Source organism: Pedobacter yulinensis, assembly GCF_003029735.1.
Classification (GTDB): domain Bacteria; phylum Bacteroidota; class Bacteroidia; order Sphingobacteriales; family Sphingobacteriaceae; genus Pedobacter; species Pedobacter yulinensis.
This window is the reverse complement of the sequence record NZ_KZ686270.1, coordinates 155,397-182,088: the sequence shown is the minus strand read 5'-3', so window position 1 is coordinate 182,088 and position 26,692 is coordinate 155,397. Positions and strand designations below refer to the sequence as shown.

The following is a 26,692-nucleotide window of genomic DNA, read 5'->3' as shown; positions in this document are numbered from 1 at the left end:
AACAAGATACCGAGGGATGCCGGACCAACCGGGCATCCCTTTTTTGTGCGCGATAACAGGCAGCAGGCGCCCGGAATTGCGCTGCGCTTTAGAAAGATTTTTTGGCAGCAGGGTCTGTTAAGATCACGAAGTCTGCAAGTGCTGCATATTTCTTCCAGTCTGGCTGTTCAAAATCGGCAGCGGCAAAACAGGAAATATTCAGCAATTTGAGCCTCGGGGCATAGGCAAGCAGCCTGGCAAACACGCCCAGTTGCTGATCGCTGTGAAACCGCCCGTTCAGGTGCAGCACCTTATAGCCTGGATTTTTTTTCAGGAAACCAGCGACAGACCAGGCCATTGAGCTGTCCCAGAGGTTTTGTGTCTGGTAAACTTTCATGCTCCCCATGCCGTGGCCGCCCAATTCTGCCTGAAACTTCTCGTAATATGGGCCCCTGGCCGTGTCGATTGGCAGCGGAGGGAGGAGTTCCCGCGATTTCCCCGGAAAACCTTCAAGTGCCCCCAGGCCGCGCATGGTCACTGCGTTCGAGTAACGTGTGGGCGTGTTCGCGGCCAGTACAGGCAGCTTGCTGATCTTCGCAAACTCGATCATGGGGCGGTAGTCTGTATAGTTGCTCCAGACGCGCGCATCTCGCTGGAAGTTTTTCTCGCTGATCAGACCCAGCAGGTATTCGTCCATGACAACCTGCGCATCAGTATGAAACATTTCCATTGACAAAGCCGTGCGCGGCCATTTGGCCGCCAGGCCGGCAAACAACTGCTGCTCCAGCAGGTGCCCAATGGAATCGTGATGTTCTTCGCCAAAAAAAACAACATCGGCAGTCTGTACGTTTTTCAGCAGCTGGGCCATATCAACCACCCTGGCCCGGCGGGTATCATAAATCTTGTATTGCCCGGGAGCCACCTGCGCCCGGAGCGTCAGGCCGCATGCAAAAAAGAAGGCCAGTATAATGAATCTCATTACTCAAAGTTAAGGAATAAAAATTCACCGGCCGAAAGCCGTTGTTTACCGGTTTTTTTCGTTCGAACATGGCCTGGCCATATGCGGGCGGGGCGGGCAATAATACCTTTGGTCAAAATTGAAACGATGAAAAATCAACATACATGTAAAAACAACCGGTCAAGCCGCGCCTTCGGGGGAATCGTGCTGCTTGGCCTGGGTATTTTTTTCCTGGGACGGAATCTGGGGCTATACATTCCCGGCTGGATCTTCAGCTGGTCGACGTTCTTGCTGCTGATCGGTCTTGTAATCGGTTACAAACACAGGTTCAGGTTCGGCGGCTGGTTGGTGCCCACCCTGATCGGCGCTTTTTTTACTGTAGACCACATCATTGACGGTGCGTTCAACCTGTCCAGGTATTCGGTTGCTGTGATCTTTATTATTCTGGGGCTCTATGTGATCTTTAAACCCAGGAAAACGGTGCCGGCAGCCCCGTTCAGCCCTCAGCCTGAGCCCTTAAGCCAGGTGCCTTCTGCGCAGGCATACGAAACGCCGTTAGATCAGCCCGCAGCCGCGACTGAAAAGAGCGCACTGGACGTGCTCGAGTCTGTAAATATTTTTGGCGGCAGCCACCAGAAAGTATTCAGTAAATCGTTTAGCGGCGGCGAAGTGGTGGCTGTTTTCGGCGGCTGCGACATCAATATGAGCCAGGCCGATATCCAGGGAGTTGTGGTTCTCGAGATCGTTGCGGTCTGTGGTGGTGTTAAACTGGTCGTTCCATCAGGCTGGCAGGTCAAATCTGAAATAACGGCTATTATGGGCGGGGTAGACGACAAGCGTGGCATGGCTCCGTTTACTGAAGCATCTTCTAAAATTCTTGTCATCAAAGGACTCGCCTTGTTCGGAGGTGTTGAAATCAAAAACTTTTAAACTCTATTATATCATGAAGTGGTTTGCTGTAAAATACATTTTCAGAATCATTAGCGGAGAAGGCAAACATTCGCCGCAATTTGATGAACAAACACGGCTCCTGCTTTCAGCGGATAAGCTGAACGCCTTTGAAAAGGCGAGGAGCCTGGCGGGGCAACTGAACAAATCATTCCGGAACCGGTTTGGTGACCTGGTTTCCTGGAAATTTGTTGAGATCGTTGAAATTAATGAGGTCGCCAACCCGGAAGATGGGGTCGAGATCAATTCAACGATTATTGAGCCGGAAAATGTAACCGGTTTTCTTGAAGAAATCAGGCTGAAAAAGAACTATCTTTCAGAAAATACGCTTTCACTAAACTTTTAACGATACGGTTTTGACAGTCAGGCCCCTATCAATCAGGCGAGTGCAGTATGCATCGGCAATTTTTATGCTGGTGTGGACAGCTGCCTGTATTGCGTTCCTGTATTACGAACTCGATTTCCAGCTGGAAGTTGCCGTTGCCGACAGCCTGATCAGCAATGTGCTGCTTTCAGTTGCCTGCATCAGTGTGAGTAACTTGCTGGGCTATTATCAGCCCAAAAACGAGCGCATCCTATTCACACTTGCAGCTACGGCCCTGCTCACAGCCATTGTGGTGTATGTAAGCAAGCTGAGTCTTTGTGCTCTGTTTTCAAACGACCGGGCATACGGGGCCTTTTTTGGGCTGACCCTGTACGTCCGTGCGGCACTGATGTTTCTCTGGATTGCCTGGTGTGCTCTGGCCAATGTGCTCTGGTACCGGCTCGATGAGCAGTCTGCCATGCAGGAACGCCTGCTGCAGGCACAAAGCCTGGCCAAAGAAGCCGAACTGAACAAGCTGAGGCACCAGCTGCAGCCGCATTTTCTCTTCAACAGCCTGAATTCTGTGTTTGCACTGACCATGGTCAATCCCAAAGAGGCGGGCGTTATGATCACGAAGCTGGCTTCTTTTCTGCGCGGCACCCTCAAGCGCGACGATGAGATCTGGGTAGAACTGGCAGAGGAGATCGAATACATCCAGCTGTACCTGGATATCGAAAAGGTCCGTTTCAGCCACCGGCTGCAGGTCGAGGTTGCTGTCGAAGAGGCGGCACTGGTCAGGGCGCTGCCAGGAACGCTGTTGCAGCCAATTGTTGAGAATGCCATTAAGTTCGGATTGTACAATACCTCTACGGCCATAACCATCCGCATAGAAGCAAAAGCCATGGCCGGTATGCTGGAAATATCGGTCAGTAATCCTTTCGACCCGCAGATGAAAGCAGCGGGAGGTACCGGTTTTGGCCTGGGTTCAATACGCCGGCGGCTCTACCTGCTTTTTGCAGACAGCAGCCTCCTGCAAACCCGTGTTGTCGACGATAATTTATATATTACAACGCTTAAAATTCCCCAGAAAAATGATTCGCACCATACTCATTGACGATGAGCCCCTGGCCAGAGACATTGTCAGGCATTACCTGACCAGCCATCCCGAAGTGGAGATCGTTGCCGAATGCGCAGACGGCTTTGAAGGATTGAAAGCCATTGCCCAGCACCAGCCTGATCTTATTTTTCTGGATGTGCAGATGCCAAAAATAAGCGGTTTTGAGATGCTCGAATTGGTAGACAACAGGCCCGCTGTCATTTTCACCACCGCTTATGACGAGTATGCCATCAAGGCCTTCGAGGTAAATGCCGTCGATTACCTGTTAAAGCCCATTGAACAGGAGCGGTTCGAAACGGCGATGAAGAAAATACCGGGCAAACTGAATCAGGGACAGGAAAACGAGGAACTGCTGGAGGCTGCCGCCCAAAGCCCGATGCAGAACAGCCGGGTCGTGGTTAAAAAAGACGGCGCCATCAAGATCATCCCGGTGTCAGAGATCAACTACCTGGAAGCTGATGACGATTATGTAAAACTCAGCACCACCGAAGGGGTGTTTCACAAAAACAAAACAATGAGTTTCTTCGAACGTACACTCGATGCATCGCAATTTATCCGCATTCACCGTTCATACATCATCAACCTTAGCCAGGTCACGAAAATCGAACTGAAAGAAAAAGACAGCTATATCGTACTGCTCAAGTCAGACATTTGGCTCCCTGTCAGCAAAACCGGCTACGTGAAGCTTAAATCGGCGCTCGGCATGTAGACCATCTATGTGCACCAGCTGAGAAATAGAGCCTGATTATCCTTTTTGAAGGTCTGGATGAGGCGGTTAGCCGACGACATATACATCATCAGATGCAGCTGCTGTACAACACGTTCTGCCTTGCCTGTGGTAAGCTGCATGCGCTGACGACAGCAAACCTTTGGCAACGATAAAATAATCGGCAGGCCTTTGATATTTAGAAATTAAAAGCATATATTTGCACCTCTTATTTAAAAAAAGAAACAAGATATTATACGGTCATGAAAAGAACATTCCAACCTTCGCAAAGAAAGAGAAGAAATAAACACGGCTTCCGCGAAAGAATGGCAACGGCAAACGGCAGAAGGGTTTTGGCTTCACGTCGTGCAAAAGGAAGAAAAAGATTAACAGTTTCTGACGAGCGTCGTCACAAAGCATAATTTTTTGATTGCCCCGTAAAGCGGGAGCAGATCAGAACATCTGCAAACAAGCAATCAAAATGTATACATTCAGGAAGGAAGAACGGTTGTGCAGCAGGAAGAATTTAGACCTGTTGTTCAAGAACGGTTCTTCTTTTTTATTGTATCCATTCCGTGTAACCTACCTGGAAATTCCGGTAAAGCACGTCTATCCGGCACAGGTTGTCATTAACGTGCCGAAGCGGCGGTATAAACATGCTGTAGACCGGAACCTTGTTAAACGGCGCATTCGCGAGGCTTACCGCCACATTAAACAAGCTGAACTTTACGAGGGGCTTCGAGGAGAAAAACTCCTGCTGCTTTCCCTGCAATTTGTAGGAAAGGAGAAATACCCACTGGATTTTATCTGGAAAAAGCTGTCGCTGGCCCTGCAAAAACTGCCTGCAAAACTGAAGGAGCATGAAGCTGGTTCATAAACTTTTTGGCTTGCTTTTTCTCATGCTGATCCGGCTGTACCAGTACCTGATCTCGCCATTGCTTGGCGCAAACTGCCGGTACACGCCAACCTGCTCACAGTATGGAATAGAAGCCATACGCAAGCATGGTCCTTTCCGCGGCGGCTGGCTTACCTTAAAACGCATTGGCCGGTGCCACCCCTGGGGTGGGCATGGTCATGACCCGGTTCCCTGATTTTTTTATATTTGTGCCATGTCTGTAAAGCTGCTTCAGATCGAAACCGCCACAAAAGTGTGTTCGGTGGCGATTTCCATTGACGGAGAGACCCGTTTTCTCAGGGAAGAGGAGGGACAAAACCTCCATGCTTCAAGGCTCACCCCGTTAATTTCCGGCCTGATGGAAGAAGCAGGCCTAAAGTTCGGCGACCTGCACGCCGTAGCCGTGAGTAAGGGGCCGGGCTCTTATACAGGGCTTCGCATCGGGGTTTCAACGGCAAAAGGACTTTGTTTTGCGGCCGATATTCCACTGATCGCCATCGAGACGCTGCAGATGATGGCTTCAGGTTATGCCAGCGAGGCGCCGGGGGCGGCCTGGGTTTGCCCGATGATTGATGCGCGCCGCATGGAGGTCTATACCGCTTTGTTTGATGGTACCGGCGCCCGCCTGAAAGAAACAGCTGCGAAAATTATTGATGAAGAAAGTTTCAGAACAGCACTAGCCGCGCAAAACCTGGTTTTTCTGGGAGATGGTGCAGAAAAATGCCGGGCCGTTTTGAACCATCCGAATGCGCAGTTTGTTTCCGGAAACTTCAATTCGGCGGCACACATGAGTGCGCTGGCGTTTACGGCCTGGCGAGAACAGACTTTTGAAGACGTGGCCTATTTCGAGCCTTTTTACCTGAAAGATTTCGTCGTTACCCCTTCAAAAAAGAAACTGCTTTAGTGCTGGTTCAAGGTCGAATCTGCAGCCAGGGCCGGCCTTTTATCGAGCACCACATTGGTCTGGAATCCGTCTCCCTCTCCGCTTAACAGGTAAGCAAAGGATGTGAAATCTTTTAATCCATTCGCGCTGCGCAGCTGCCTGTAAAAAGGCAGGTAAAGATTTTGCCTGAAAATGTCAGCTGAATTGTTCTGGTTGATGTAAAAGACGATGCTTGCTGTGTTTGGCAACTGGTCAAACAGCCGGGTATAATTGTCCTTAAGACGCAGCAGGCGGTTATTGCGGTAGCTGTTCAGGAAAGACTGGATGGTGCTTGCCGCGTTTGCACAGATAAAATAGTTATCAATAATGGCATAGTAAGGGCGCTCGAACCGTTTGAAAGGCTCACCGAAAAAGCCATACAGCAAGCCAGGGTCTTTCAGTATCTTCACTTCATCTGCATAGTCTCCAGACATCTCGATCAGTAGCTGCGCAAGCTTTTCACCGTTTTTCAGATCGACGGCTGCGAGCTTTTCGCCTGTTGAAAGCTGAAAGCTAACCATCTGCTCTTTGAAATAAGCCGGAAAGGTACGTTCAGGGTCGATCCGGTATTGATCACTGACCAGTCTGCGGGCGGCATGTACGACGTCAAGCTGCCTTCTGTGCTTCAGCAGGGCTTCAAGCCTCTTGCGCCACGGCCGGTAATCGGGAATGGCGTACAGCGTGTAATTGGCTGTGTTTTCAGGTAAAATGCCGCTGATCGTCATTTTTTTTGGTTGGGCGCCTGAAAAAAGCTGCAGGAAAGATTGTTCTGCCTGGATCCGGGTATTGCCGAAGAACGCGAGGCGTTCCTTGCTGAAATTATAGCTCAATGCCGCAAATGCCGGCTGCTTATCTAAAACGGCAAGCTCTCCGTTCAGGCTGCCTGCCACCATCTGTTTAAGCAGCGGGGGGACCTGCCCGTAGTTGATAAAAAGGTTGGCCAGCGTGTTCCTGTTAAAACGGGCCGCACCGGCAATGTAGGTTGCAAAATCATTGCCCTTCATTTTTGAAAGGCTAACCTGATGAACGGCGCTGCGGTTTGAAGAGAAGACGACAAGCTGGTTGCGAAGCGCCAGGTAGAAACGCAGCGAATCGCCCAGGGTGAGTTCATATACACCTTTTGAAAGGCTGTGGCGTACGCTTTTGCGTGTCCATGCCTTTTCAAGGTCGGCAGGAATGGCCCCTGCAGCCATGCGGGTCGTAAAGAGCAGGTCAAGGCTTTTCTCTCTTCCGGGGATGAGTCCTGCATAGACCAGTTGCCCGCCAAAGAGGCGGCCTATTTCGGGGTCATCAAGGAAATGCCGGCCAATGGCCTGAAGTTCGGCTGTTTTGCGTTCGCCGAGCACTTCGCTGAAGAGCGTCTGGCCCTTCATGATGTCGTAAAAACTGCGGTCATGCTGAAAGCGAAAAATAAATCCCGATGCTTCGGTCATCGCGATCAGCGGCAGGTTGTTCTCATCACTTTCGCGGTTGAGCCTGGAAAAATACAGGTACGCCATAAGTGCTGTGATCCCGGCAAACAGCGTGAGGAGGATTATAAATTTTTTCATGTGTATGTGTTTTTCCGGAACCGTTCATGCATGTCCCGGGAAATGGACAAGCGGCTTCCGGTAAGACCCGGTTCCGGCAACAAATTTAATTTAATACAGGCAATAAGCGGGTATTTGGGGGCAAGTTTCTTATTTTAGCAGGCCTAAAAAGGCGAATTCTATGAATAAACGCATAATTCTGACTGCCGCTTTTCTGGGTGCCGTAGCAGTTATACTCGGCGCATTTGGTGCCCACGGACTAAAAAAGCTGGTCGATGCGCCGGCTATCGATACCTGGACAAAAGGTGTCGAATATCAGTTTTATCATGTGTTTGCGTTGCTTTACCTGTCTACCTTTGCGCGGTACCGGAATAAACTGGTCAACATTGCGTACTTCTGCTTTACCTTCGGCATTGTCTTTTTCTCGGGCTCACTGTACCTGCTGGCTACACGCAGCCTGACAAACATCGGTTTTGCTGGCGTTCTGGGCCCGATAACACCCATAGGCGGGCTCCTGTTCATCTTTGGCTGGATCATGCTGTTCTTTGCGGCATTAAAAGATAAATAATGCCCGGCGACATCACAGGCGGATTTGCCGCAGATGATACCCTTTTTATCGAGGTGGTTTTGCCGCTGTCGCTGGCCCGAAACTATACTTACCGGGTACCGGCATTTCTGAACGAGGAAATTGTGGCTGGTAAGCGGGTGGTGGTGCAGTTTGGCAAATATAAAATGTACACGGCACTGATCCGTTCCGTTTCCACGCGACCACCCGAACACTATGAAGCAAAGTATATCATTGATGTCGTGGATGCTGTTCCAGTGGTCAATGCCAAACAATTTGCGTTCTGGGAATGGATGGTTCGTTATTACCTGTGCAATGAAGGCGATGTCATGGCCGCGGCCCTGCCTGCCGGTTTGAAACTGGCCAGCGAAACGGTACTGAGCCTGCGCCGTACCGGCGATGTGCAGCCGCCCCTGAGCAGCAAAGAGCAGCTGGTTATGGAAGTGCTTGCCAGGCAGCAGCGCATGACGATCAGCGACGTTATCAAATTGCTGGGGCAAAAGACGGTTTACCCCACGGTGAATGCCCTGCTGCAAAAGCAGATGATCGACATCGCCGAAGAGGTGAGCGAAAAGTACAAGCCGCTGACCAGGTCGTTCGTAAGCCTGGATGATTTTTATAAAGAACAGGAAAACCTGCGCCAATTGTTCGATCTGCTGGAGAAAGCGCCGAAACAGCTGGATGCCCTGCTGTCTTTCATGAAATTATCCCGGACCGGCAGCCCGGTCGCTAAACAGCAATTGCTCGATGATAGCAACTGCGGCCCGGGTGCCATCAAAGCGCTGGCAGATAAACAGGTATTCAGAATCTATAAAATGCCTGTAGACCGGTTAAACGACGATGCTTATGACCTGCTGCTCCATTTCGAGCTGAGCGATGCCCAGCAGGCAGCGCTGGATGAAGTGAATGCCCAATTCATGGAAAAAGATGTCGTGCTCCTGCACGGGGTTACGGCTTCGGGCAAGACACAGCTTTATGTGAGGCTGATGGAAAAGGCGCTCGAGAACGGCGGTCAGATCCTATTTCTGCTGCCCGAAATTGCGCTGACCACACAGCTGGTTGAACGGTTGAAAAACTATTTTGGCGAAAAGATCGGTGTGTATCATTCCAAGTTCAATGACAATGAACGCGTGGAAATCTGGAACAAAGTTGCCAACGGCACTTACCGGATCGTGCTTGGCGCCCGCTCTTCAGTATTTTTGCCTTTCCGGGAACTGCAGCTAATTGTAGTCGATGAGGAACATGAATCTTCGTACAAACAGTATGATCCGGCGCCGCGTTACCAGGCTCGTGATGCGGCTATTTATCTCGGTTACCTGCACGGTGCCAAAGTGGTGCTTGGCTCAGCTACACCCTCGCTTGAAAGTTATTACAATGCCAGCGAAGGAAAGTATGGCTTTGTAAAGCTGACCGAACGTTTTGGCGGCGTGCCGCTGCCGGAGCAAAAGATCATCAGCATCCCCGAAGAGCAAAAACGGAAAAAGATGACGGCCTATTTCAGCAGCGTTCTGCTGGATGACATTACGAAGGCCATCGCCCGCAAAGAACAGGTCATTCTTTTTCAGAACCGCCGTGGCTATGCAACAATCTCCATTTGCGCCACCTGCGGTTATACCCCCAAATGCATTCACTGCGATGTCAGCCTGACTTATCACAAGAGCAGCGGCAAACTGCATTGTCATTATTGCGGGTATTACCAGAACCTGCTCAATATCTGTCCGGCCTGTGGCTCGGTGCACATTGAACAGAAAGGTTTTGGTACCGAACGCGTTGAGGAAGAGCTGCAGCTGCTTTTTCCCGATTTACGCATGGCCCGGCTCGATCTGGACAGCACCCGGTCAAGGAACAGCCTGCAGCAGATCATTATGGATTTCCAGGAACGCAAGACCGACATCCTGATCGGTACCCAAATGGTAGCTAAGGGCCTGGATTTCGAAGGGGTAGGGCTGATCGGCGTGATCAACGCAGACACCCTGCTCAACTATCCTGAGTTCAGGGCCCTGGAACGCAGTTACCAGCTGCTTGCCCAGGTGGCAGGCCGCTCGGGAAGACGCGATAAACAAGGGCTGGTTTCTATTCAGACCTACAGCCCGGCACACCGCACCCTGAGGCAGGTCATTGAGAATGATTACGAAGGCATGTATGCCGATGAGCTGGCAGAACGTGACCAGTTTGGTTACCCGCCATTTACCCGCCTGATCCAGATCCATGTCAGGCACAAGGACCCGCACGTGCTGACCCGCGGTGCCAATGAACTGGCGGCACGCCTGCGCAAACTGATGGGACCGAGGGTACTGGGACCGGAGCAGCCGCTGGTTGCACGCATACGCAGTTACTTCATCATGCAGATCATGATCAAGGCCGACAAGCGCACCTCGATTTCAAAGGTAAAAGAGGCACTCAAAGACACCCTCCTGCATTTTCATGCAGATAAAGATTACAAAGGTATTCTGACCCAGATCGACGTAGATCCCTACTAATTTTTAGAGGAAATATGGAAGAAGATGCCGACCGATACCGGGTTAACCAGGTATTCCCATTTTCTGAAACGATTTACCGACTGGGTATTGTTTGCATCCTGGGCAACAATGTCCTGCCGCTCATAAGAATAGTACACGTCAAGATTGCTTTCGGCAAAAATACTAAGCTGGTCAATGACATTGATCTTGACGCCTACCAGCGGCGCGAGTATCAGGCCATCTTTCATCGATTGCACGGTCGAAGGCGGGATGTACAGGCTGGAGGCCATTGCTGCCGGATTGGTATTGCTGAGCATGCCTGAGTATTTGTTTGACCGGAACCCCAGGTCGAACCCGAAATAGGGTTGGATGCGGGAGTAGTTAAAGTTTTTTTCAAAGCCTACTTTAAAGACGTAGTCTTCTACCTTTCCTTCTGAAACCTGGCAGTTGACACAATTATTGTTGAAAGTTTTGTCGCCGCGGTAATAACTTCCGCTCAGCCTGTAGCTGATCTGGTTGTCATTGAATTTGAACATCCCGCCGTGCACATAAAGTTTGGTGAATTTGTCGTTTTCCACCTCATTCAGGATTTTAGGCATCTGCATGATGCTGAAAGCCCTGAGGCCGATCGAGTAGTTGAAGTCACTGCCGGTCTGGGCATAAGAAGTGCCAATACAACAGACCGCAAAAAGCGTTAACAGGTAGTTTTTCATAATTGAGCAATGGGAGGGCTAAAAATAGGCAAAATATCCTGTACTTTCTGGAGAGGCCAATTCATAACACGGCTTTATTTTTTGGCTGTCGCTCCGCATCTTAGCCGGTCGTTGATAACTTAAAGGGCGCGCAGTCGAATGAAAACGGTATTTTTGAACCGGAATGGCTTATAAGTTTATTGATAATTACCGTGAAAAGGGTGCGCGAAAGAAGCTGGTTGAACTGCTGAGAAACCGGGGAATCGGTGACGAGGCGGTATTGAAGGCCATTGGTAAGGTGCCCCGCCATTTTTTCTTTGACGAAACGTTCTGGAACCAGGCCTATAAAGACATTGCTTTTCCGATCGGCGACGGGCAGACGATCTCTCAGCCCTACACGGTAGCCTATCAGAGTGAATTGCTGCATATCAGGAAAGGTGATAAGGTTCTCGAGATCGGTACGGGATCGGGATACCAGACCTGTATCCTGCTCGAGCTGGGAGCAAAGGTCGTTACCATTGAGCGCCAGGAAAACATCTTCAACAGAACGATCCAGGTACTTCCCGGCATGGGCTACAAACCTAAGTTCTTTTGCGGAGACGGTTCAAAGGGCATTGCAGAAGAAGCACCTTATGACAAGATCATTGTTACAGCAGGCGCCCCTTTCGTCCCTGAAATCCTTTTAAAGCAGCTGAAAGTTGGTGGCATCCTCGTTATCCCGGTTGGCGATGCGCAGGCGCAGAAAATGGTCACAGTAATCCGGGTTAGCGAAACCGACTTCGAGAAAATTGTTCTGGACACCTTCCGGTTTGTGCCGCTCGTGGGCGATCAGGCCTGGTAAGCCATTGCAGTCCGGCATGCAGCCGTACCATTGTTCACGCCTGCTTCATAAGCTGCTTACACAATCGCAAACGGCTTTTTACCGTTTCAGGACCCTGTCAAGTTCACGTTTTGTGTCTTTCTCTTTCAGGCTCTCGCGTTTATCAAACTCTTTTTTGCCCTGGCCTGTTGCCAGTTCCAGTTTTGCAAATCCACGTTCATTAATGAAAATGCGCAGGGGAATAATGGTAAAACCTTTCTCTTCAGCCTTGACCCTGATTTTTTTCAGTTCTTTCTTTTGCAGCAGCAGTGCCCGGTCGCGCTTAATGTCGTGGTGATAAAACGAACTGTTGGCATATTCTGAGATATGCAGGTTCCGGATGTACAGCACATTGCCGATAAACATACAGAACGCATCGGTCATGTTTACCTTGCCCTCGCGGATTGCCTTGATCTCCGTTCCCAGCAACGCAATACCCGCTATGTACTTGTCGCCAAGCGCATAATCAAAATAAGCCCGCTTGTTCCTGATGTTGATATCGTTTTTCATGTGCCTGGCAAATATCTGCAATTCTGCCCCGTTCAGGAAACAAAATGTGATTTAATCTGGCTGTAAAACCAATTTGAAATTTAAATGTTCTAAATATATTTTTAGATATATCTAAATTAATATCTTTGGTGATCTAATTTAAAGTCATGAAACATATTAAGTGCTTGTTGCTGTTCTCGTTTATGGGCTGTGCTGTGTTTGCACAACGTATGGTACGCGGTGTGGTGCGCAGCGGCGGCCAGCATCTGGAAGGGGTCTCGGTACGAACGGGTACACAGGGGCCGGCAGTAAAAACCGACAGCCTGGGCCGATTTTTTTTACAAGCCCCCGCTTCATCTCCGGGCTTTCTCCATTTTAGCGCTGTTGGTTACCGGCGGCTGCGGCTGCCCATAACACCGGCAACAGCCGACACCCTCAGCCTGGACGTGCAAATGGAGCCTGAGGCAGGCAACCTGAACGACGTTGTGGTATCCGGAACACTGAAGGCGGTGCGCAGGGAAGACAGCCCGGTCAATGTCGAAGTATACAATGCACTTTTTTTTGCCAAGAACCCGACGCCCACCATATTTGATGCTCTGCAGCATGTGAACGGCATCCGGCCACAGTTGAACTGTAACGTCTGCAACACCGGCGATATTCACATGAATGGACTGGAAGGTCCATACACCATGGTGCTGATCGATGGGATGCCCATCGTCAGCGGCCTGTCGACCGTTTACGGCCTCTCCGGTATTCCGGCATCGCTAATTGAGCGGGTTGAGGTGGTGAAGGGCCCGGCATCTTCACTTTACGGCTCTGAGGCCGTGGGTGGGCTGATTAATGTCATTACCAAGAATGCAGCGAACACGCCATCGTTTACGGCAGATGCCTTTGCAACCGGCTGGGGCGAATACAATACTGACCTCGGCTTGAAATTCAATGCAGGCCGCAGCGCCAGCGTACTGACAGGACTGAATCATTTCAATTTTAATAACCGGATTGACCATAACCACGATGGCTTTACAGACATGACCCTGCAGCAGCGCCTGTCGCTTTTCCAGAAATGGGATTTTAACCGGCCCGACGGCCGGAAATTCAGCCTGGCCGGACGTTATCTTTATGAAGACCGCTGGGGCGGACAAACGAACTGGACGCGTGCTGACCGCGGAAGCGGATCTGTTTACGCCGAAAGCATCTATACGAAGCGGTGGGAGGTCTTCGGAACCTACCAGCTGCCCCTGCCTGAAAAGGTGTTCCTCGCTTTTTCATATAACAACCACGACCAGAATTCCGTATACGGGACCGATCTGTTTGCGGCCAGGCAACAGATCGCCTTCGGACAGCTGACCTGGGACAAAAAGGCGGGTATGAATGACCTGTTATTCGGGGCGGCGCTGCGTTATACCTATTACAACGACAACACGCCCGCTACGCCAGCGGCCGACCATGTGCTGTTACCCGGTCTGTTTCTGCAGAACGAAATCAGCCTTTCAGAAGTCCACAAACTGTTGCTGGGCGTACGATACGATCACCATTCGGTACACGGGAACATTTTTACTCCCAGGCTGGCTTACAAATGGAACCTGAGCGCAAACGATATACTGCGCATGAATGCCGGCTCAGGCTTCAGGGTTGTCAATCTTTTTACTGAAGACCATGCTGCGCTCAGTGGCGCGCGCGAGGTAGTTATCCTGGAGGCGCTCAAACCCGAACGCAGCTATAACGTTAATCTGAACTATCTTAAAAAGCTGGACCTTGGCAGGCAGAATACGTTAAACCTTGATTTTTCCGGCTGGTACACCTACTTCAATAACAGGATCACGGCCGATTACGACACAGCACCTACGCAGATCCGGTACGCCAACCTGGATGGTTATGGCATTACGAAAGGGCTGAGCCTCAATCTGGACCTGACGCTTGGCCCCTTCAATGCCATAGCGGGAGCAAGCCTGCTCGATGTACGCAATGTGGAACGCGATGCAGCCGGCAACCGCAACGCTGTCAGACCCGTAAAAAGTGAGAGTTGGATGGGTACCTGGGCAATCAGCTACCGGTTTGAATCGCTGAACATGCACCTGGATTATACAGGCAGCGTCATCGGGCCAATGCGCCTGGCTTTGCTCGGGCCCCTGGACCAGCGTCCGGCTTATTCGCCGGCCTGGAGCATCCAGAACATCCAGCTCACGAAAAGATTCAGGGGAAACCTGGAAATTTATGGGGGCGTAAAGAACCTGCTGAACTGGACCATATCGCGAAAACAACCCGGCGGATCGCCTATTGCGCGTGCGTTCGATCCCTTTGACCGCTACGTTCAGTTTGACGGCTCCGGCCAGGTGGTGCCGGTAAATAATGTGTCGCCGGCCGATCCGGCTTACAATCCGCAGGCCCTGAAGTTCGACCCCGATGGGTATTCTTATGGTCCCAACCAGGGCATTCGCGGCTTCCTCGGCCTGCGCCTGTTTGTGCGCTGATCAGCGGATGATGAGCACAGGGATACTGACGCGGTGGCGAACGGCATCGACCGTGGTGCCAAAAATCAGATCCTTCACGCCTTTATGGCCATGCGCACCCATAACCAGCAGGTCAAGTTCCTTTTCTTTGGCGATGGTGGCAATAGCACGTGCGGTGCCGCCAAAGCCGATCTGCGCGCTTGCGTCAAAGCCGAGCGCACTCAGGTTATCAATATACTTCTGCAGGTTTTCCTGGTCACTCTGGGTTTCATGGTCCATCACGCGCGCGCCATGGTAACGTGCAGCAGCCGTTTCAACGACATGGATCAGGTAATAATGCGCGTCTTTTCCTCCCTGGATCAGTGCATGACGTATGGTATTCCTGTCGTTGCGGGAAAAATCTACGGCAATGCCCACGTGTTCATAGTTGATCTTGTCAACGCTGCCTATATCAAGCGCATCGCCATGGGGTACAATGGTTTTGTGGCTGGAAAGGCTTGGTACCAGGGGCCGCACAAAAACGTACAGCAGCAGCAGGGCAATGAGCACCGCTAACGGAACCACCAGCACGTATATGGCCCAGCTGTTTGTTCCTTTGCTCCAGATGCCGATCTCCTCTACAACCAGCTTCACGTTCAGGGCCACGATAAGCAGAGCACTTGCCCAGGCAATCACCTTTACCCAGGGGCGAATGGCAAAATTCTTCATCAGTTTTTTGTCTGATGTGAAGTGAATAAGCGGGATAATGGCAAACCCCAGCTGCAGGCTCAGCACCACCTGGCTCAGCACCAGGAGTTCTCCCAGTGCATCATCGCCAAAATGCAGAATGGTAAAGAATGCTGGGGCAATGGCCAATAAACGTGTCAGCATGCGTCTTAGCCAGGGTTGAATGCGCAGATTGATGTGCCCTTCCATCACGATCTGTCCGGCCAGGGTACCTGTAACGGTAGAGCTTTGCCCGGCTGCGATCAGCGCAATGGCGAATAGGGTAGGGGCAATGCTGCCGAAAATGTTGTCGAGCAGCTTATGGGCATCCTGGATTTCGGCCACTTCGTGCAGGCCATTCCGGTAAAAGGCTGCCGCAGCCAGGATCAGAATGGCGGCGTTGACAAAAAATGCGAGGTTGAGGGCAACGGTCGTGTCGATCAGGTTAAATTTCAGCGCCTCACGTATCCCCTTGTTGCTGCGCTCAATCTTGCGTGTCTGCACCAGCGAGGAGTGCAGGTACAGGTTATGCGGCATAACGGTTGCTCCAATAATGCCAATAGCAATGTAGAGTGCATCGCCCGAGAGCATGGAGGGTTCGAGCCCCTTGAGGATCTCGCCGGCTGCTGGTTCTACGATAAACATCTCGGCGAGGAAAGCCAGTCCGACAATAAAGACCATCGAAACAATAAAACCTTCCATGGCGCGCATGCCTTTGTTGAGCAGGAAAAGAAGCAGGATGGTATCCAGCAGGGTGATCGATATACCCCAGATCAGGGGCAGGCCGAACAGCAGCTGCAGGCCGATGGCCATGCCGATTACCTCGGCCAGATCGCAGGCGATGATCGCAGTTTGCGCCAGTAAAAACAAAGGCAGGTTGACCCACTTCGGGTAGGCCTGACGCGAGGCCTGAGCCAGGTCGAGCCCCCGTACAATACCCAACCTCGCACTGAGCGATTGCAGGAGCAGCGCGATGAGATTTGACATGAGCAGCACCCAGATCAGCTGGTAGCCGAACTTGCTTCCGCCTGCTATATCTGTGGCCCAGTTTCCGGGGTCCATGTAACCTACGCTGACCAGGTAGGCCGGTCCCAGAAATGCAAGGATGCGTTTCCATCCTTTTCGCTTGTTCGTGGAAACGCTGTGGTGTACTTCGCTTAATGATTCCGATGACATAATCAGGTGTTGATCAGGATATGTTTGGCAACATCGCGGCTGATGTTGATCTTCTTGTTTTCCAGCAGCAATTCGACCGAGCCGTCAAATTCGCTGATCTCGTTTACCGTAATGCCTGCCCCAAGTGTCAGGCCGAGCTTTTCCAGGTGTTTGAGAAAGGGCGTAGAGTGTTCGCTCACCCCTGTAACCGTTCCTGAGCTGCCTGGCTCCAGTTTGGTCAGCTTTACAAAGCTCCGTTTTTCAAACTTGCCATGTTTGTCAGGAATGGGGTCGCCGTGCGGGTCGGTACGCGGAAAGCCCAAAAACTCGTCCAGGCGTTCGATCAGCAATACTGAACTGATGTGCTCCAGCTCTTCTGCAACATCATGCACTTCGTCCCATTTGAAGTTAAGCGTTTCGACCAGGAAAACTTCCCAGAGGCGGTGTTTGCGCACAATGTCAACGGCCGTCTGGTGCCCCGCAGGGGTTAACCTGGCGCCGGTATACCTGACGTAATCGATCAGGCCCTTGTCTGCAAGTTTTTTCATCATGTCTGTCACAGAAGCGGCTTTGGTCTGCAACCGGTCAGCGATGGCATTTGTTTGAACGTATTGCTCGGGTTGCTCTGCCAAATGATAAATCGCTTTCAAATAATTCTCTTCGGTAAAGCTTTGCATTCTATTTATCTAATAATTTTTTTAGGTAAATCTAAAAAAAATCTGGTGAAATATTTGACAAAATTTCTAATGTTTTATAGAATATAATTTGGTTTAATGCGTAACTTTGGCCCATGGCAGGCGAACTAGACAAGACCGATCTGAAAATTCTCAAAATTCTCCAGGAAAACGGAAGAATCACCAACCTTCTGCTTTCGCAGGAAATCGGACTTTCTCCGGCGCCTACGCTCGAGCGTGTCCGTAAGCTGGAAATGTCAGGCTACATTAAAAGTTACCATGCCCTGGTAGATGAAGAAAAACTCGGTCTTGGCATCAAGACCTTTATCCAGATCCAGCTGGACTTTCATAAAAACAATACCATCCAGATTTTTCTTGACGAGGTAAACCAGATCAAGGAGATTACCGAATGCCACCACGTAACCGGCCAGGCTGATTTTCTGCTCAAGGTCTATGTGAAAGACATCAAGGCTTACGAAAGGCTGATCATGGACAAGATCAGCAAGATATCTGTCGTCAAAACTTTTCAAACCATGATGATCATGTCTACCACCAAAAAGGAGCCCATCATTCCGCTTGAATATTAGTTCAGCATTTTTCCCTGTGGCCAGCATCTTTTGACGGCTGCGGCGATCGAAAGTACATGTGATTTTCCGGGAAGCACCGGGCAGTTAAGCCGGGATCTGCCAGTCTATCGGGTGCAGGTTGTTTTGCCGCAGCAATTCATTCGTTTTGGAAAAATGCTTGCAGCCGAAGAAGCCATTGTGAACAGAAAAAGGTGAGGGGTGCGCGGCACGAAGTACATGGTGTTTTGTTTCATCGATGAGTGCTGCTTTTTCCTGGGCGTATCTGCCCCAGAGCAGGAAAACGACATTTTTCTTTTTTGATGACAGCGCGCGGATCACCTCATCGGTAAACTGTTCCCAGCCCCGTTTCTGGTGCGAGCCAGCCTCAGCCGCGCGAACCGTCAGGGTTGCGTTCAGCAAGAGAATGCCCTGTTCTGCCCAATACGTAAGGTTACCGTGGGCAGGGGGGGTAAAGCCCGGAATGTCTGCTTCCAGTTCTTTATAGATGTTTTTGAGTGAAGGCGGAATGGTAACGCCCTTCTGTACCGAAAACGATAAGCCATGTGCCTGGCCTGCGCCGTGGTAGGGATCTTGCCCAAGAATAACCACCTGGACACGGTCAAACGGCGTTGTATTCAGCGCATTGAAAATATCGCTTCCTTTAGGGTAGATCTGCACACCGCGCCGCTTTTCTTCTTCCAGAAAAGCCCGCAGGCTGACCATGTATTCCTTTTTAAATTCCTGCTCAAGTACGGCAAGCCAGCCGGGTTCAAGGTTAACAGACATGCTAATGTGTTAGTTTTTCTGCACGATAGCGAGCAGATCTTTTTCCAGCGTTTGTTTTGGGTGCTCGATAATGCGCCCGAGTTCGGCCCCGGCTTTATCGGTTACGATGAAGGTCGGTACGCGCTCAATCGCCAGTTTATCAATAAGTCCGTTTTCTGCTTTTTTGTTTCCGTCTACCGCAATAAATGAAACACTTTTTTGTGGGAAGCCTGCTTCGTCGAGTACTTTCAGGAAATGTGGAACCTGCAGTTTGCTGTCGCCGCACCAGGTACCCAGCACGATGGTGATGTGCTGACCGGCAGACAGGGCACGTTTGAGTTCGGGAGTCGTGGCCGAGTCGGGCGCATACGAGGGATATACGGCATCGTACATTTCTTTAAACTCAGGAAAGGCGATGAGTCCTGCCCGGTCGCACTGGTTGATCAGGACATCTTTATCGCGCGTTTTATCGTGCATCGTTTTATTCAGTTTCTGGGCAGAGGCGGTCATGGTAAACAGGCTGAGGATCAGGAATAGGCTTGCTTTCATTTTTTAGCAATTTTGGCTGAAAATATCATTTTAAAATCTATTAATTGGCATTTAAACACGATATTTGCAAAAAAATTATAATTCATACACATATGCCCAACATTATCAGGTTGATCGTCGGATTCGCGCTTTTAGGCGGTGCAGTGGCCCTTTTTGTCTTCGGTTTCTGGGGCTGGGGAATCCTGGCCGTGCTGGTCAGCCTTTTGGTCTTCGTTACTTACTTTTTCAATGAAAATATGCTGCTGGCGCAATGGTTTCTTCGTAAAGACAACATGCCGAAAGCAGAAGTGTTTCTGAAACGCATTACGAATTATGAGCGCCAGCTCATCAAAGTGCAGCACGGTTATTACCACCTGCTGATGGGTTTGATCGAAAGCCGCCGTGCACCGATGCAAAGTGAAAAGTATTTCAAGAAGTCATTGTCGATGGGCATGCAGATGGATCACAATATAGCCCTTGCCAAATTAAGCCTGGCCGGCATTGCCATGGCGAAACGGAACAAACGCGAGGCGCAGATGTACCTCTCGGAAGCAAAAAAAGCTGATAAAAACAAATTGCTGGCCGAGCAGATCAAACAGATGAAAGACCAGATGGGTATGATGGACCGCCAGCAGCAGGTTCGGTACAGGTAGACGTGGCTTGGACGTTTCAGCGCATGCGCCGGTTGTTTCAGCTCCCTGTCAGCCCGAATTCCCGAAAAATCTACTTGTCTTCCAGATAATCAAAACCTTCGCGTTCCTCGCGATAGGCGCGACGGCTCAGCACATCTCCTTCTTCTTCATTCTCGGGCGAACGCCTGAAAAAAAATTCTTCTGCCTGGATGCGTTTAATAAGCTGGTGAACCAGGGAAAGGTCAAATACGTCTTTATTTAATTTGATGCAATATTCACGCTCGGTGATTTCGAGGATGGAGCCTTTCATAACTTTAAGATTTAATGGCCATTGGGCATCAGTAAAAATAAAAAAGCCGCCGAAACATAAGTTTCAGCGGCTTTTAAGCTTTCGTTATTTTTATGTTAAGCAAACCAGGCCATGACCTGGTCTTTAGCAGGCATGGTCAGGTCAAGTTTAAGTTTTTTGCGCATGCCGCCCAGGTCGTTGAATACCTTGTTGGGGTTGGCTGCTTTAAGCTCTTCGATCGTATTGATGTTCATTTTGCGAATCACCTGGACCCACTCAGCCGGCACCCCTGCGTTCACGAAATCCTCGTCGCTGGTAACCCTGGCTTTTTTCTCCGGCCTCATCTGCGGGAAGAAAAGGACTTCCTGGATGGTGCTCTGGTTGGTGAGCAGCATAACCAGGCGGTCAATGCCGATGCCCAAGCCGGCTGTTGGCGGCATGCCATATTCCAGTGACCGTACGAAATCCTCATCCATGGCCATGGCTTCATGATCGCCGCGCGCCGCCAGTTTCAGTTGGTCTTCAAAGCGCTCCTTCTGGTCTATCGGGTCATTCAGTTCTGAATAAGCGTTGCCGATCTCCTTGCCATTTACAAACAGTTCGAAGCGCTCTACCAGCCCTGCTTTGCTGCGGTGTTTTTTAGCAAGCGGCGTCATTTCGATTGGGTAATCGGTAATGTAGGTTGGCTGGATCAGGTTGGCCTCGACTTTTTCGCTGAACAGTTCATCGACCAGTTTACCCCGGCCCATAGAGGAATCTGTTTCAATGCCCAGGTCGTGACAGGTCTGAATAAGCTGTTCTTCGCTCATGGCAGATACGTCGATCCCGGTATATTTAAGGATCGATTCATACATGCTCATTTTCTCGTAAGGACCCTCAAAGTTGATCTCATGCTGACCGACCTGAACCCTGGCAGATCCGGTGGTTGCAATGGCTACATGCTCCAGGCATTCCTCGACCATGGCCATCATCCAGACATAGTCTTTGTAGGCTACATAGATCTCCATAGAGGTATATTCCGGGTTATGCGTCCGGTCCATGCCCTCATTGCGAAACATTTTACCAAATTCGTAAACGCCGTCAAAACCTGCCACGATCAGTCTTTTCAGGTACAGTTCATTGGCTATGCGCAGGTAAAGCGGCATGTCGAGGGTATTATGGTGCGTAGCAAAGGGGCGTGCTGCCGCACCACCGTGCACCGGCTGCAGGATGGGTGTCTCGACCTCCATCCAGCCCTGGCTGTCAAAATATGCGCGCATTGAGTTGATGACCCGCGATCTGCGGATAAAAATTTCTTTGTTTTCCGGATTTACGGTCAGGTCTACATAACGCATGCGGTAACGCAGTTCTGGATCTGTAAATCCATCATATACTGCACCCGACTCGTCACGTTTCACCACAGGCAGGGGACGGAGCGATTTGGCGAGCACTGTCAGGCTGGTTACATGAACCGATATCTCGCCGGTCTGGGTTGTAAAGACGTACCCGGTCACACCAATGTAATCGCCAAGGTCAAGTAGTTTTTTAAATACCGTGTTGTACAGGGTTTTATCGTCGCCGGGGCAAAGGTCGTCGCGCTTCAGGTAGATCTGGACACGCCCGGTCGAATCCTGGAGCTCGGCAAAAGATGCGCTGCCCATGATGCGCCTGGTCATGATCCGGCCGGCAATGCTGATGTTTTTGTAAGCAGTTTTGTCCCGCTCGTAATTGCTGTTTATATCTGCTGCATGGGCGTTTATTTCAAAAGCTTCTGCGGGGTATGGATCAATGCCAAGTTCGCGCAGCTGCTTGAGTGCCTCACGACGTAATATTTCCTGTTCGGATAGTCCTGTGATCATTCCTGGTAATTTTCTGCAAAAATAGTGATTTACGCCCGGTTTTCAATGCCGGCTGCAGCGGTTGCTATTCTTCGACCGGTTCGCTGTACATGTCTTTGATGGCCTGGGCATACTTCTGTTCAACCACCCTTCTTTTCACTTTCAGCGTAGGCGTAACTTCGCCGGCTTCCTGGCTAAACGGCGTGCGTTTGACCTTGAAATTTTTGATGCGCTCAAATTTGGCAAGCTCGTTCGAAAGTTTTCTGATATCGGCTGCGATCCAGTCCTGAATCGCTTTGTCTTCGATAAAAGTCTCCGGCTGCTGAAAAAACGTCTCGGTCAGTCCAAATTGCTCTTCCAGATTTTCCCGGTTGGGGATAACGATTGCCGTGATGTATTCCTTTTTATCGCCGATCAGGAACAGCTGGTCGATTTTGGTGCTCTTGAGGTAAATATTTTCGACGGGCGTTGGGTAGACGTTTTTGCCATAGGCGTTAACGATCATGTTCTTTAACCGGTCGGTGATCTGGAGGTTGCCCTTGAAGAACCGGCCAATATCGCCGGTGTGGAACCAGCCCTCGCGGTCAATGGCCTCGGCGGTTTCTGCAGGTTTATTAAAATAGCCCTTCATGACACAATGCCCGCGTACCACAATCTCGCCCTCGGCGCTTTCAAAGTTTTCGTTGAAGGTTTCGTGTGTCTGTATGGAATGAAATTGTCTGGTTTCGATGTCCTGGATGCCAATCTCGATTCCTGGAATTACCCGGCCAACGGTTCCGTAGACCTGTCTGTGGTATTCGGTTACGCTCATAACCGGCGACGTTTCTGTCAGGCCAAAACCTTCCAGGATCTTAATGCCGAGGTTACCAAAAAACTCGCCCACGTTCCTGGGCAATGCAGCACCGCCCGAGATCATGAATTTGAGGCGGCCCCCGGTCTTTTCTTTGATCTTGCTGAAGACAAGCTTTTCTGCCAGCGCCTTTTTTGCGGCGAGCAGCAAGCCCGGGTTGTGGCCGGCTTCTTTTTTTTGCCGGTAAGCCTGACCGGTTTCAAGCGCCCAGGTAAAGATTCCAGCTTTTACACCGCCGGCACTGGTACCCGATTTGATGGCCTTGTCATGGATACGCTCCAGCAGGCGCGGCACACAGTTCATGACGGTAGGCCGAACTTCGGCCATGTTCTTTGCCAGCAGTTCAAGGCTCTGTGCAAAAGCAATTTTGCAACCCTGCGCGCAGCATACGTGGTAGGTGGCCGTGCGCTCGAACACGTGCGACAGCGGCAGGAAGGAAAGGAAAGTTTCGTTTTTATCGATGACTGGGATCTGCTGAAGACAGACCTTAACGTTCTCCACAAAGTTGCTGTGGGTTAACATGACGCCTTTAGGGATGCCGGTTGTACCTGAGGTATAAATTAATGCTGAAACATCCTGCGGCAGCAGCAGCCGCCTGCTCTGGTCTATTGCCGCTCGTTCAGCTGCGGTTACCTGCTGTTTAAGGCGCAGAATGTCTTCAAAGCTGATTACCTCAGCCTGCAGCGTTTCAGGCAGTGCCACTTTCTCGTGCCCTTCAAAAGCAGGTATGATGTAGCGCAGTTCCCGGCAGTTTCCTGCCACCTTGAGCACCTTGCGAAACAGAAAAGGGTTTCCGACCAGAATGGCTTTCATGCCTGAATCATTGAGGATGTAGGCAACCTCCTGTTCAGAAAGGGTGGGGTACACCGACACATTAATGGCGCCGATCTGCTGAATGCCCTGGTCATAATAGACATATTCAGGCGAGTTCTCAATCATAAGACCCATTCTGTCGCCCTTTACTACGCCCTGTTCAAGGAAATAGGCGGCCACCGCATCTGCTCTTTTAAGCGTGTCCTCAAAAGAGATCTCTACCCATTCTGTTCCCTTTTTGTCCATAAGAAATGGATGGGCAGGGGGGTGGATATGTTCTACAACATGGCGCAGCAGACTGGGGACGGTTGAAAATTCGTTGAATAAAGGCTTGCTCATTGGTGCTTGGTGGCTTGTCTGAAGGCAATGATAAAGTTTTTATCCCAAAATGCAAAAAGGGCGCACAGGCGCCCTTCTTCCAATAATCTTAAAAAAATTAAACAGAAAAACTTTCCCCGCATCCGCAGGTGCGGCTCGCGTTCGGATTAATAAAATTGAATCCTTTGCCGTTAAGCCCGTCTGAGAAGTCCAGTTCGGTACCGGCAAGGTATAAAAACGATTTCATGTCCAGAACCACTTTAACGCCCTGGTCTTCGAACGGCTGGTCGCCGGGTTTGGTTTCGTTGTCGAAGTCAAGGTTGTAAGACAACCCCGAGCAGCCTCCACCTTTGACAGAAACACGCAGGAAATAGCTTTCATCCAGTGCAGCATCCTGCATCAGGTGTTCTATTTTGTCTTTTGCCTTTTCGGTAATGGTGATCATCTCTTTTAATTTTAAGTGAATGAAAGCTTAGTGATGCGATTTTTCGAGCACCAGGGGTTCCATTCCGTTTTTTACACGGTAATCATTGATCGCTGCTTTGATGGCATCTTCGGCCAGTACAGAGCAATGGATCTTTACAGGCGGCAGAGCCAGTTCTTCAACAATGTCCATGTTGTCGATGGCCAGCGCTTCGTCTACGGTTTTGCCTTTCAGCCATTCTGTTGCCAGCGAAGAAGACGCGATTGCCGAGCCACAGCCAAACGTCTTGAATTTAGCATCGGTAATTACATTGTCTGCACCCACTTCAATCTGAAGACGCATCACGTCGCCGCATTCCGGTGCTCCCACCAGACCTGTTCCTACGTTTTTCTCGTCTTTATTCAGCGTACCCACGTTGCGGGGATTGCTGTAGTGATCGATTACTTTATCTGAATATGCCATGATCTTTATCTTTTAGCTTCCGTTAAGTATGACACCTGCCGGAATATTTTGTTTTAACTGTTTAAATTTCAGGCCATCAGCCTGTTTATGCTAGTGTTCTGCCCACTCAATTTTGCTCAGGTCAACGCCTTCCTTGAACATTTCCCACAGCGGAGATAGTTCACGCAGGTGATTTACTGCTTTTTCAGTAATGGCAATGGCTTCGTCGATGTCGGCTTCGGTGGTAAAGCGGCCAAGTCCGTAACGGATCGACGAGTGTGCAAGGTCATCTGAAAGGCCGAGGCTTTTCAATACATAAGAAGGCTCAAGTGAGGCCGAAGTACAGGCCGATCCTGAAGAAACGGCAAGATCTTTCATCGCCATCATCAGGCCTTCACCCTCTACATATTTGAAGGAAATGTTGGCTACATGCGGCAGGCGGTTTTCGCGGTTACCGTTTACGTAACTTTCTTCAAGCTGGGTTAGCCTGCTTTCCAGTTTATCGCGCAATGCAGAAAGCCGTTTGGCTTCTTCGTCCATTTCCAGGCGGCAGAGCTCACAGGCTTTGCCAAGGCCAACAATACCAGGAACGTTAAGGGTGCCTGAACGCATGCCGCGCTCATGACCGCCGCCGTCTATCTGGGCAGTCACTTTTACTCTTGGTCCTTTGCGGCGCACATACAATACACCAACACCTTTTGGCCCGTACATTTTGTGTGCAGAGAAGGCCATCAGGTCAATGCCGTCTTCATTGACATTAACAGGGATCTTGCCAACGGCCTGAGTTGCATCTGTCATGAACAGGGCGCCGTGTTTATGGGCAATTGCCGAAATTTCTTTTACGGGCTGGATCACACCGATCTCGTTGTTGCCATACATGATCGAAACCAGAATGGTCTCAGGTGTCATGGCGGCTTCAAGCTCTGCCAGGTCGATCAGGCCGTCTTCTTTTACCCGGAGGTAAGTAACCTTCGCACCCAGTTTCTCCAGGTGTTTACAGGTATCCAGCACTGCTTTGTGTTCGGTAACCGCAGTAATGATGTGGTTGCCTTTCTCCTGGTACATTTCAAAAACACCTTTAATAGCCAGGTTATCTGCTTCGGTTGCGCCCGAAGTAAAAATGATTTCTTTTTCAGTACATCCGACGAGTTTTGCTACCTGTTCACGGGCGTAATCGACTGCCTCTTCTGCCACCCAGCCAAAAGCGTGGTTGCGGCTTGAAGCATTTCCGAATTTTTCTGTAAAGTAGGGCAGCATGGCTTCCAGCACACGGGGATCGAGTGGCGTGGTTGCGTTGTTATCTAAATATATCGGTTGTTTCATCTCGTTATCTTTAAGTAGACAAAGATACTAATTTTCTTGCTGAACAATTATAATTTATTCCTATGGGCCTATCGATAAAACCTGCATTTTTACATTCCTTTAACCGTCTGGCGAATGAATAAAATTGAACACATCGGCATTGCCGTAAAAAGCCTTGAAGCGGCAGGAAAAACTTACCAGGCTTTGCTGGGTAAAAGCCCTTATAAGACAGAAGCAGTTGTTTCCGAGCAGGTTAATACCCTGTTCTTTGAAACCGGTGATGCAAAGGTCGAACTGTTGGAAGCCACCGGCGAAGAAAGCGCCATTGCGAAATTTATAGCAAAACGCGGCGAGGGGCTGCACCACATTGCCTTCGAGGTAACCGATATTTTAGCCGAAATGGACAGGCTGCGTGCAGAAGGCTTCCGCCTGATGAATGACCAGCCCAAGCGCGGTGCCGATAACAAACTTGTGTGTTTTGTGCACCCGAAAGATGCCTGCGGGGTTTTGATCGAGCTGTGCCAGGAGGCAGGGTAGAACC

Annotated in this window: 29 protein-coding genes; 15 read left to right on the top strand and 14 right to left on the bottom strand. The window is 50.3% G+C overall.

Annotated features, from left to right (window positions below; all coding sequences use genetic code 11):
• Window positions 1-88 precede the first annotated feature (88 nt).
• Window positions 89-958, bottom strand: coding sequence for a ChaN family lipoprotein (locus C7T94_RS15295; RefSeq protein WP_107216283.1), 870 nt, complete (start codon window positions 956-958; stop codon window positions 89-91).
• A 126-nt stretch (window positions 959-1,084) separates the two neighbouring features.
• Between C7T94_RS15295 and C7T94_RS15290 the strand changes: the two genes are divergently transcribed.
• The 8 genes from C7T94_RS15290 (at window position 1,085) to tsaB (ending at window position 5,811) form a co-directional block, all read left to right on the top strand.
• Window positions 1,085-1,867 carry a LiaF transmembrane domain-containing protein gene (locus tag C7T94_RS15290; protein WP_107216282.1) on the top strand — a complete coding sequence of 261 codons (783 nt, stop codon included), beginning with the start codon at window positions 1,085-1,087 and terminating at the stop codon, window positions 1,865-1,867.
• A gap of 13 nt (window positions 1,868-1,880) precedes the next feature.
• Window positions 1,881-2,231 (top strand): DUF4288 domain-containing protein, encoded by a 351-nt coding sequence (locus C7T94_RS15285; RefSeq protein WP_162618727.1) that lies wholly within the window; start codon window positions 1,881-1,883, stop codon window positions 2,229-2,231.
• 64 nt (window positions 2,232-2,295) lie between these two features.
• On the top strand, window positions 2,296-3,303 hold the full coding sequence (locus tag C7T94_RS15280) for a sensor histidine kinase (RefSeq protein WP_107216280.1): 1,008 nt from the start codon (window positions 2,296-2,298) through the stop codon (window positions 3,301-3,303).
• On the top strand, window positions 3,281-4,015 hold the full coding sequence (locus C7T94_RS15275) for a LytR/AlgR family response regulator transcription factor (RefSeq protein WP_107216279.1): 735 nt from the start codon (window positions 3,281-3,283) through the stop codon (window positions 4,013-4,015). The genes C7T94_RS15280 and C7T94_RS15275 overlap by 23 nt, the downstream gene beginning before the upstream one ends.
• 260 nt (window positions 4,016-4,275) lie before the next feature.
• Window positions 4,276-4,434 carry a 50S ribosomal protein L34 gene (gene rpmH / locus C7T94_RS15270; protein ID WP_013632808.1) on the top strand — a complete coding sequence of 53 codons (159 nt, stop codon included), beginning with the start codon at window positions 4,276-4,278 and terminating at the stop codon, window positions 4,432-4,434.
• Window positions 4,435-4,493: 59 nt separating this feature from the next.
• Window positions 4,494-4,889, top strand: coding sequence for a ribonuclease P protein component (locus C7T94_RS15265; protein ID WP_204353305.1), 396 nt, complete (start codon window positions 4,494-4,496; stop codon window positions 4,887-4,889).
• The gene (gene yidD / locus C7T94_RS15260; RefSeq protein ID WP_107216278.1) at window positions 4,873-5,103 is read left to right on the top strand and encodes a membrane protein insertion efficiency factor YidD; all 231 of its coding nucleotides are present in this window, start codon (window positions 4,873-4,875) and stop codon (window positions 5,101-5,103) included. Before C7T94_RS15265 ends, yidD begins: the two co-directional genes overlap by 17 nt.
• Window positions 5,104-5,121: 18 nt before the next feature.
• A complete protein-coding gene (tsaB, locus tag C7T94_RS15255) occupies window positions 5,122-5,811 on the top strand; it encodes a tRNA (adenosine(37)-N6)-threonylcarbamoyltransferase complex dimerization subunit type 1 TsaB (protein ID WP_107216277.1) in 690 nt (229 codons plus the stop codon).
• Here tsaB and C7T94_RS15250 read toward each other — a convergent pair.
• Window positions 5,808-7,379: a hypothetical protein gene (locus C7T94_RS15250; protein WP_107216276.1), complete on the bottom strand. Its 1,572-nt coding sequence runs from the start codon at window positions 7,377-7,379 to the stop codon at window positions 5,808-5,810. The two genes, tsaB and C7T94_RS15250, sit on opposite strands and share 4 nt — an antisense overlap.
• A gap of 160 nt (window positions 7,380-7,539) precedes the next feature.
• On the opposite strand from C7T94_RS15250, the gene C7T94_RS15245 reads away from it, so the two are divergent.
• Window positions 7,540-7,926 carry a DUF423 domain-containing protein gene (locus tag C7T94_RS15245; protein ID WP_107216275.1) on the top strand — a complete coding sequence of 129 codons (387 nt, stop codon included), beginning with the start codon at window positions 7,540-7,542 and terminating at the stop codon, window positions 7,924-7,926.
• The gene (gene priA / locus C7T94_RS15240; protein WP_107216274.1) at window positions 7,926-10,403 is read left to right on the top strand and encodes a replication restart helicase PriA; all 2,478 of its coding nucleotides are present in this window, start codon (window positions 7,926-7,928) and stop codon (window positions 10,401-10,403) included. Before C7T94_RS15245 ends, priA begins: the two co-directional genes overlap by 1 nt.
• Here the strand turns inward: priA and C7T94_RS15235 are convergent.
• Window positions 10,400-11,095 (bottom strand): hypothetical protein, encoded by a 696-nt coding sequence (locus tag C7T94_RS15235; protein ID WP_107216273.1) that lies wholly within the window; start codon window positions 11,093-11,095, stop codon window positions 10,400-10,402. The two genes, priA and C7T94_RS15235, sit on opposite strands and share 4 nt — an antisense overlap.
• A gap of 163 nt (window positions 11,096-11,258) precedes the next feature.
• Between C7T94_RS15235 and C7T94_RS15230 the strand changes: the two genes are divergently transcribed.
• Window positions 11,259-11,915 carry a protein-L-isoaspartate(D-aspartate) O-methyltransferase gene (locus C7T94_RS15230; RefSeq protein ID WP_107216272.1) on the top strand — a complete coding sequence of 219 codons (657 nt, stop codon included), beginning with the start codon at window positions 11,259-11,261 and terminating at the stop codon, window positions 11,913-11,915.
• A 78-nt stretch (window positions 11,916-11,993) separates the two neighbouring features.
• Here C7T94_RS15230 and smpB read toward each other — a convergent pair whose 3' ends face one another.
• Window positions 11,994-12,443, bottom strand: a complete 450-nt coding sequence (smpB, locus tag C7T94_RS15225; RefSeq protein ID WP_107216762.1) for an SsrA-binding protein — start codon at window positions 12,441-12,443, stop codon at window positions 11,994-11,996.
• A gap of 146 nt (window positions 12,444-12,589) precedes the next feature.
• On the opposite strand from smpB, the gene C7T94_RS15220 reads away from it, so the two are divergent.
• Window positions 12,590-14,893 carry a TonB-dependent receptor gene (locus tag C7T94_RS15220; protein WP_107216271.1) on the top strand — a complete coding sequence of 768 codons (2,304 nt, stop codon included), beginning with the start codon at window positions 12,590-12,592 and terminating at the stop codon, window positions 14,891-14,893.
• Here C7T94_RS15220 and C7T94_RS15215 read toward each other — a convergent pair whose 3' ends face one another.
• A complete protein-coding gene (locus tag C7T94_RS15215) occupies window positions 14,894-16,753 on the bottom strand; it encodes an Nramp family divalent metal transporter (RefSeq protein ID WP_107216270.1) in 1,860 nt (619 codons plus the stop codon).
• A gap of 2 nt (window positions 16,754-16,755) precedes the next feature.
• Window positions 16,756-17,409 carry a metal-dependent transcriptional regulator gene (locus C7T94_RS15210; RefSeq protein WP_107216269.1) on the bottom strand — a complete coding sequence of 218 codons (654 nt, stop codon included), beginning with the start codon at window positions 17,407-17,409 and terminating at the stop codon, window positions 16,756-16,758.
• A gap of 113 nt (window positions 17,410-17,522) precedes the next feature.
• Between C7T94_RS15210 and C7T94_RS15205 the strand changes: the two genes are divergently transcribed.
• Window positions 17,523-17,993 (top strand): Lrp/AsnC family transcriptional regulator, encoded by a 471-nt coding sequence (locus C7T94_RS15205; RefSeq protein ID WP_107216268.1) that lies wholly within the window; start codon window positions 17,523-17,525, stop codon window positions 17,991-17,993.
• 84 nt (window positions 17,994-18,077) lie between these two features.
• Here the strand turns inward: C7T94_RS15205 and ung are convergent, their stop codons facing one another.
• Together ung and C7T94_RS15195 are read right to left on the bottom strand one after the other, a co-directional pair.
• On the bottom strand, window positions 18,078-18,758 hold the full coding sequence (ung, locus tag C7T94_RS15200) for a uracil-DNA glycosylase (protein WP_107216267.1): 681 nt from the start codon (window positions 18,756-18,758) through the stop codon (window positions 18,078-18,080).
• A gap of 9 nt (window positions 18,759-18,767) precedes the next feature.
• Entirely contained in the window at window positions 18,768-19,286 is a 519-nt protein-coding gene (locus C7T94_RS15195) for a thioredoxin family protein (RefSeq protein WP_107216266.1), read from the bottom strand.
• Between the two features lie 92 nt (window positions 19,287-19,378).
• Here C7T94_RS15195 and C7T94_RS15190 point away from each other — a divergent pair, with 92 nt between their 5' ends.
• Complete coding sequence (locus C7T94_RS15190) at window positions 19,379-19,918, top strand: hypothetical protein (RefSeq protein WP_107216265.1); 540 nt, start codon at window positions 19,379-19,381, stop codon at window positions 19,916-19,918.
• 70 nt (window positions 19,919-19,988) lie between these two features.
• Here the strand turns inward: C7T94_RS15190 and C7T94_RS15185 are convergent, their stop codons facing one another.
• The 6 genes from C7T94_RS15185 to C7T94_RS15160 form a co-directional block, all read right to left on the bottom strand.
• Window positions 19,989-20,207 (bottom strand): hypothetical protein, encoded by a 219-nt coding sequence (locus C7T94_RS15185; protein WP_107216264.1) that lies wholly within the window; start codon window positions 20,205-20,207, stop codon window positions 19,989-19,991.
• Between the two features lie 95 nt (window positions 20,208-20,302).
• Window positions 20,303-22,024, bottom strand: a complete 1,722-nt coding sequence (lysS, locus tag C7T94_RS15180) for a lysine--tRNA ligase (protein ID WP_204353304.1) — start codon at window positions 22,022-22,024, stop codon at window positions 20,303-20,305.
• A gap of 64 nt (window positions 22,025-22,088) precedes the next feature.
• Window positions 22,089-24,005, bottom strand: a complete 1,917-nt coding sequence (locus C7T94_RS15175; protein WP_107216263.1) for an AMP-dependent synthetase/ligase — start codon at window positions 24,003-24,005, stop codon at window positions 22,089-22,091.
• A 97-nt stretch (window positions 24,006-24,102) separates the two neighbouring features.
• Window positions 24,103-24,429 (bottom strand): HesB/IscA family protein, encoded by a 327-nt coding sequence (locus C7T94_RS15170; RefSeq protein WP_107216262.1) that lies wholly within the window; start codon window positions 24,427-24,429, stop codon window positions 24,103-24,105.
• A 27-nt stretch (window positions 24,430-24,456) separates the two neighbouring features.
• Window positions 24,457-24,870: a Fe-S cluster assembly scaffold IscU gene (gene iscU / locus C7T94_RS15165; protein ID WP_107216261.1), complete on the bottom strand. Its 414-nt coding sequence runs from the start codon at window positions 24,868-24,870 to the stop codon at window positions 24,457-24,459.
• A 90-nt stretch (window positions 24,871-24,960) separates the two neighbouring features.
• Window positions 24,961-26,172 carry an IscS subfamily cysteine desulfurase gene (locus tag C7T94_RS15160; protein WP_107216260.1) on the bottom strand — a complete coding sequence of 404 codons (1,212 nt, stop codon included), beginning with the start codon at window positions 26,170-26,172 and terminating at the stop codon, window positions 24,961-24,963.
• 114 nt (window positions 26,173-26,286) lie between these two features.
• On the opposite strand from C7T94_RS15160, the gene mce reads away from it, so the two are divergent.
• Window positions 26,287-26,688, top strand: coding sequence for a methylmalonyl-CoA epimerase (gene mce, locus C7T94_RS15155; RefSeq protein ID WP_107216259.1), 402 nt, complete (start codon window positions 26,287-26,289; stop codon window positions 26,686-26,688).
• The last annotated feature ends 4 nt before the right edge of the window (window positions 26,689-26,692 follow it).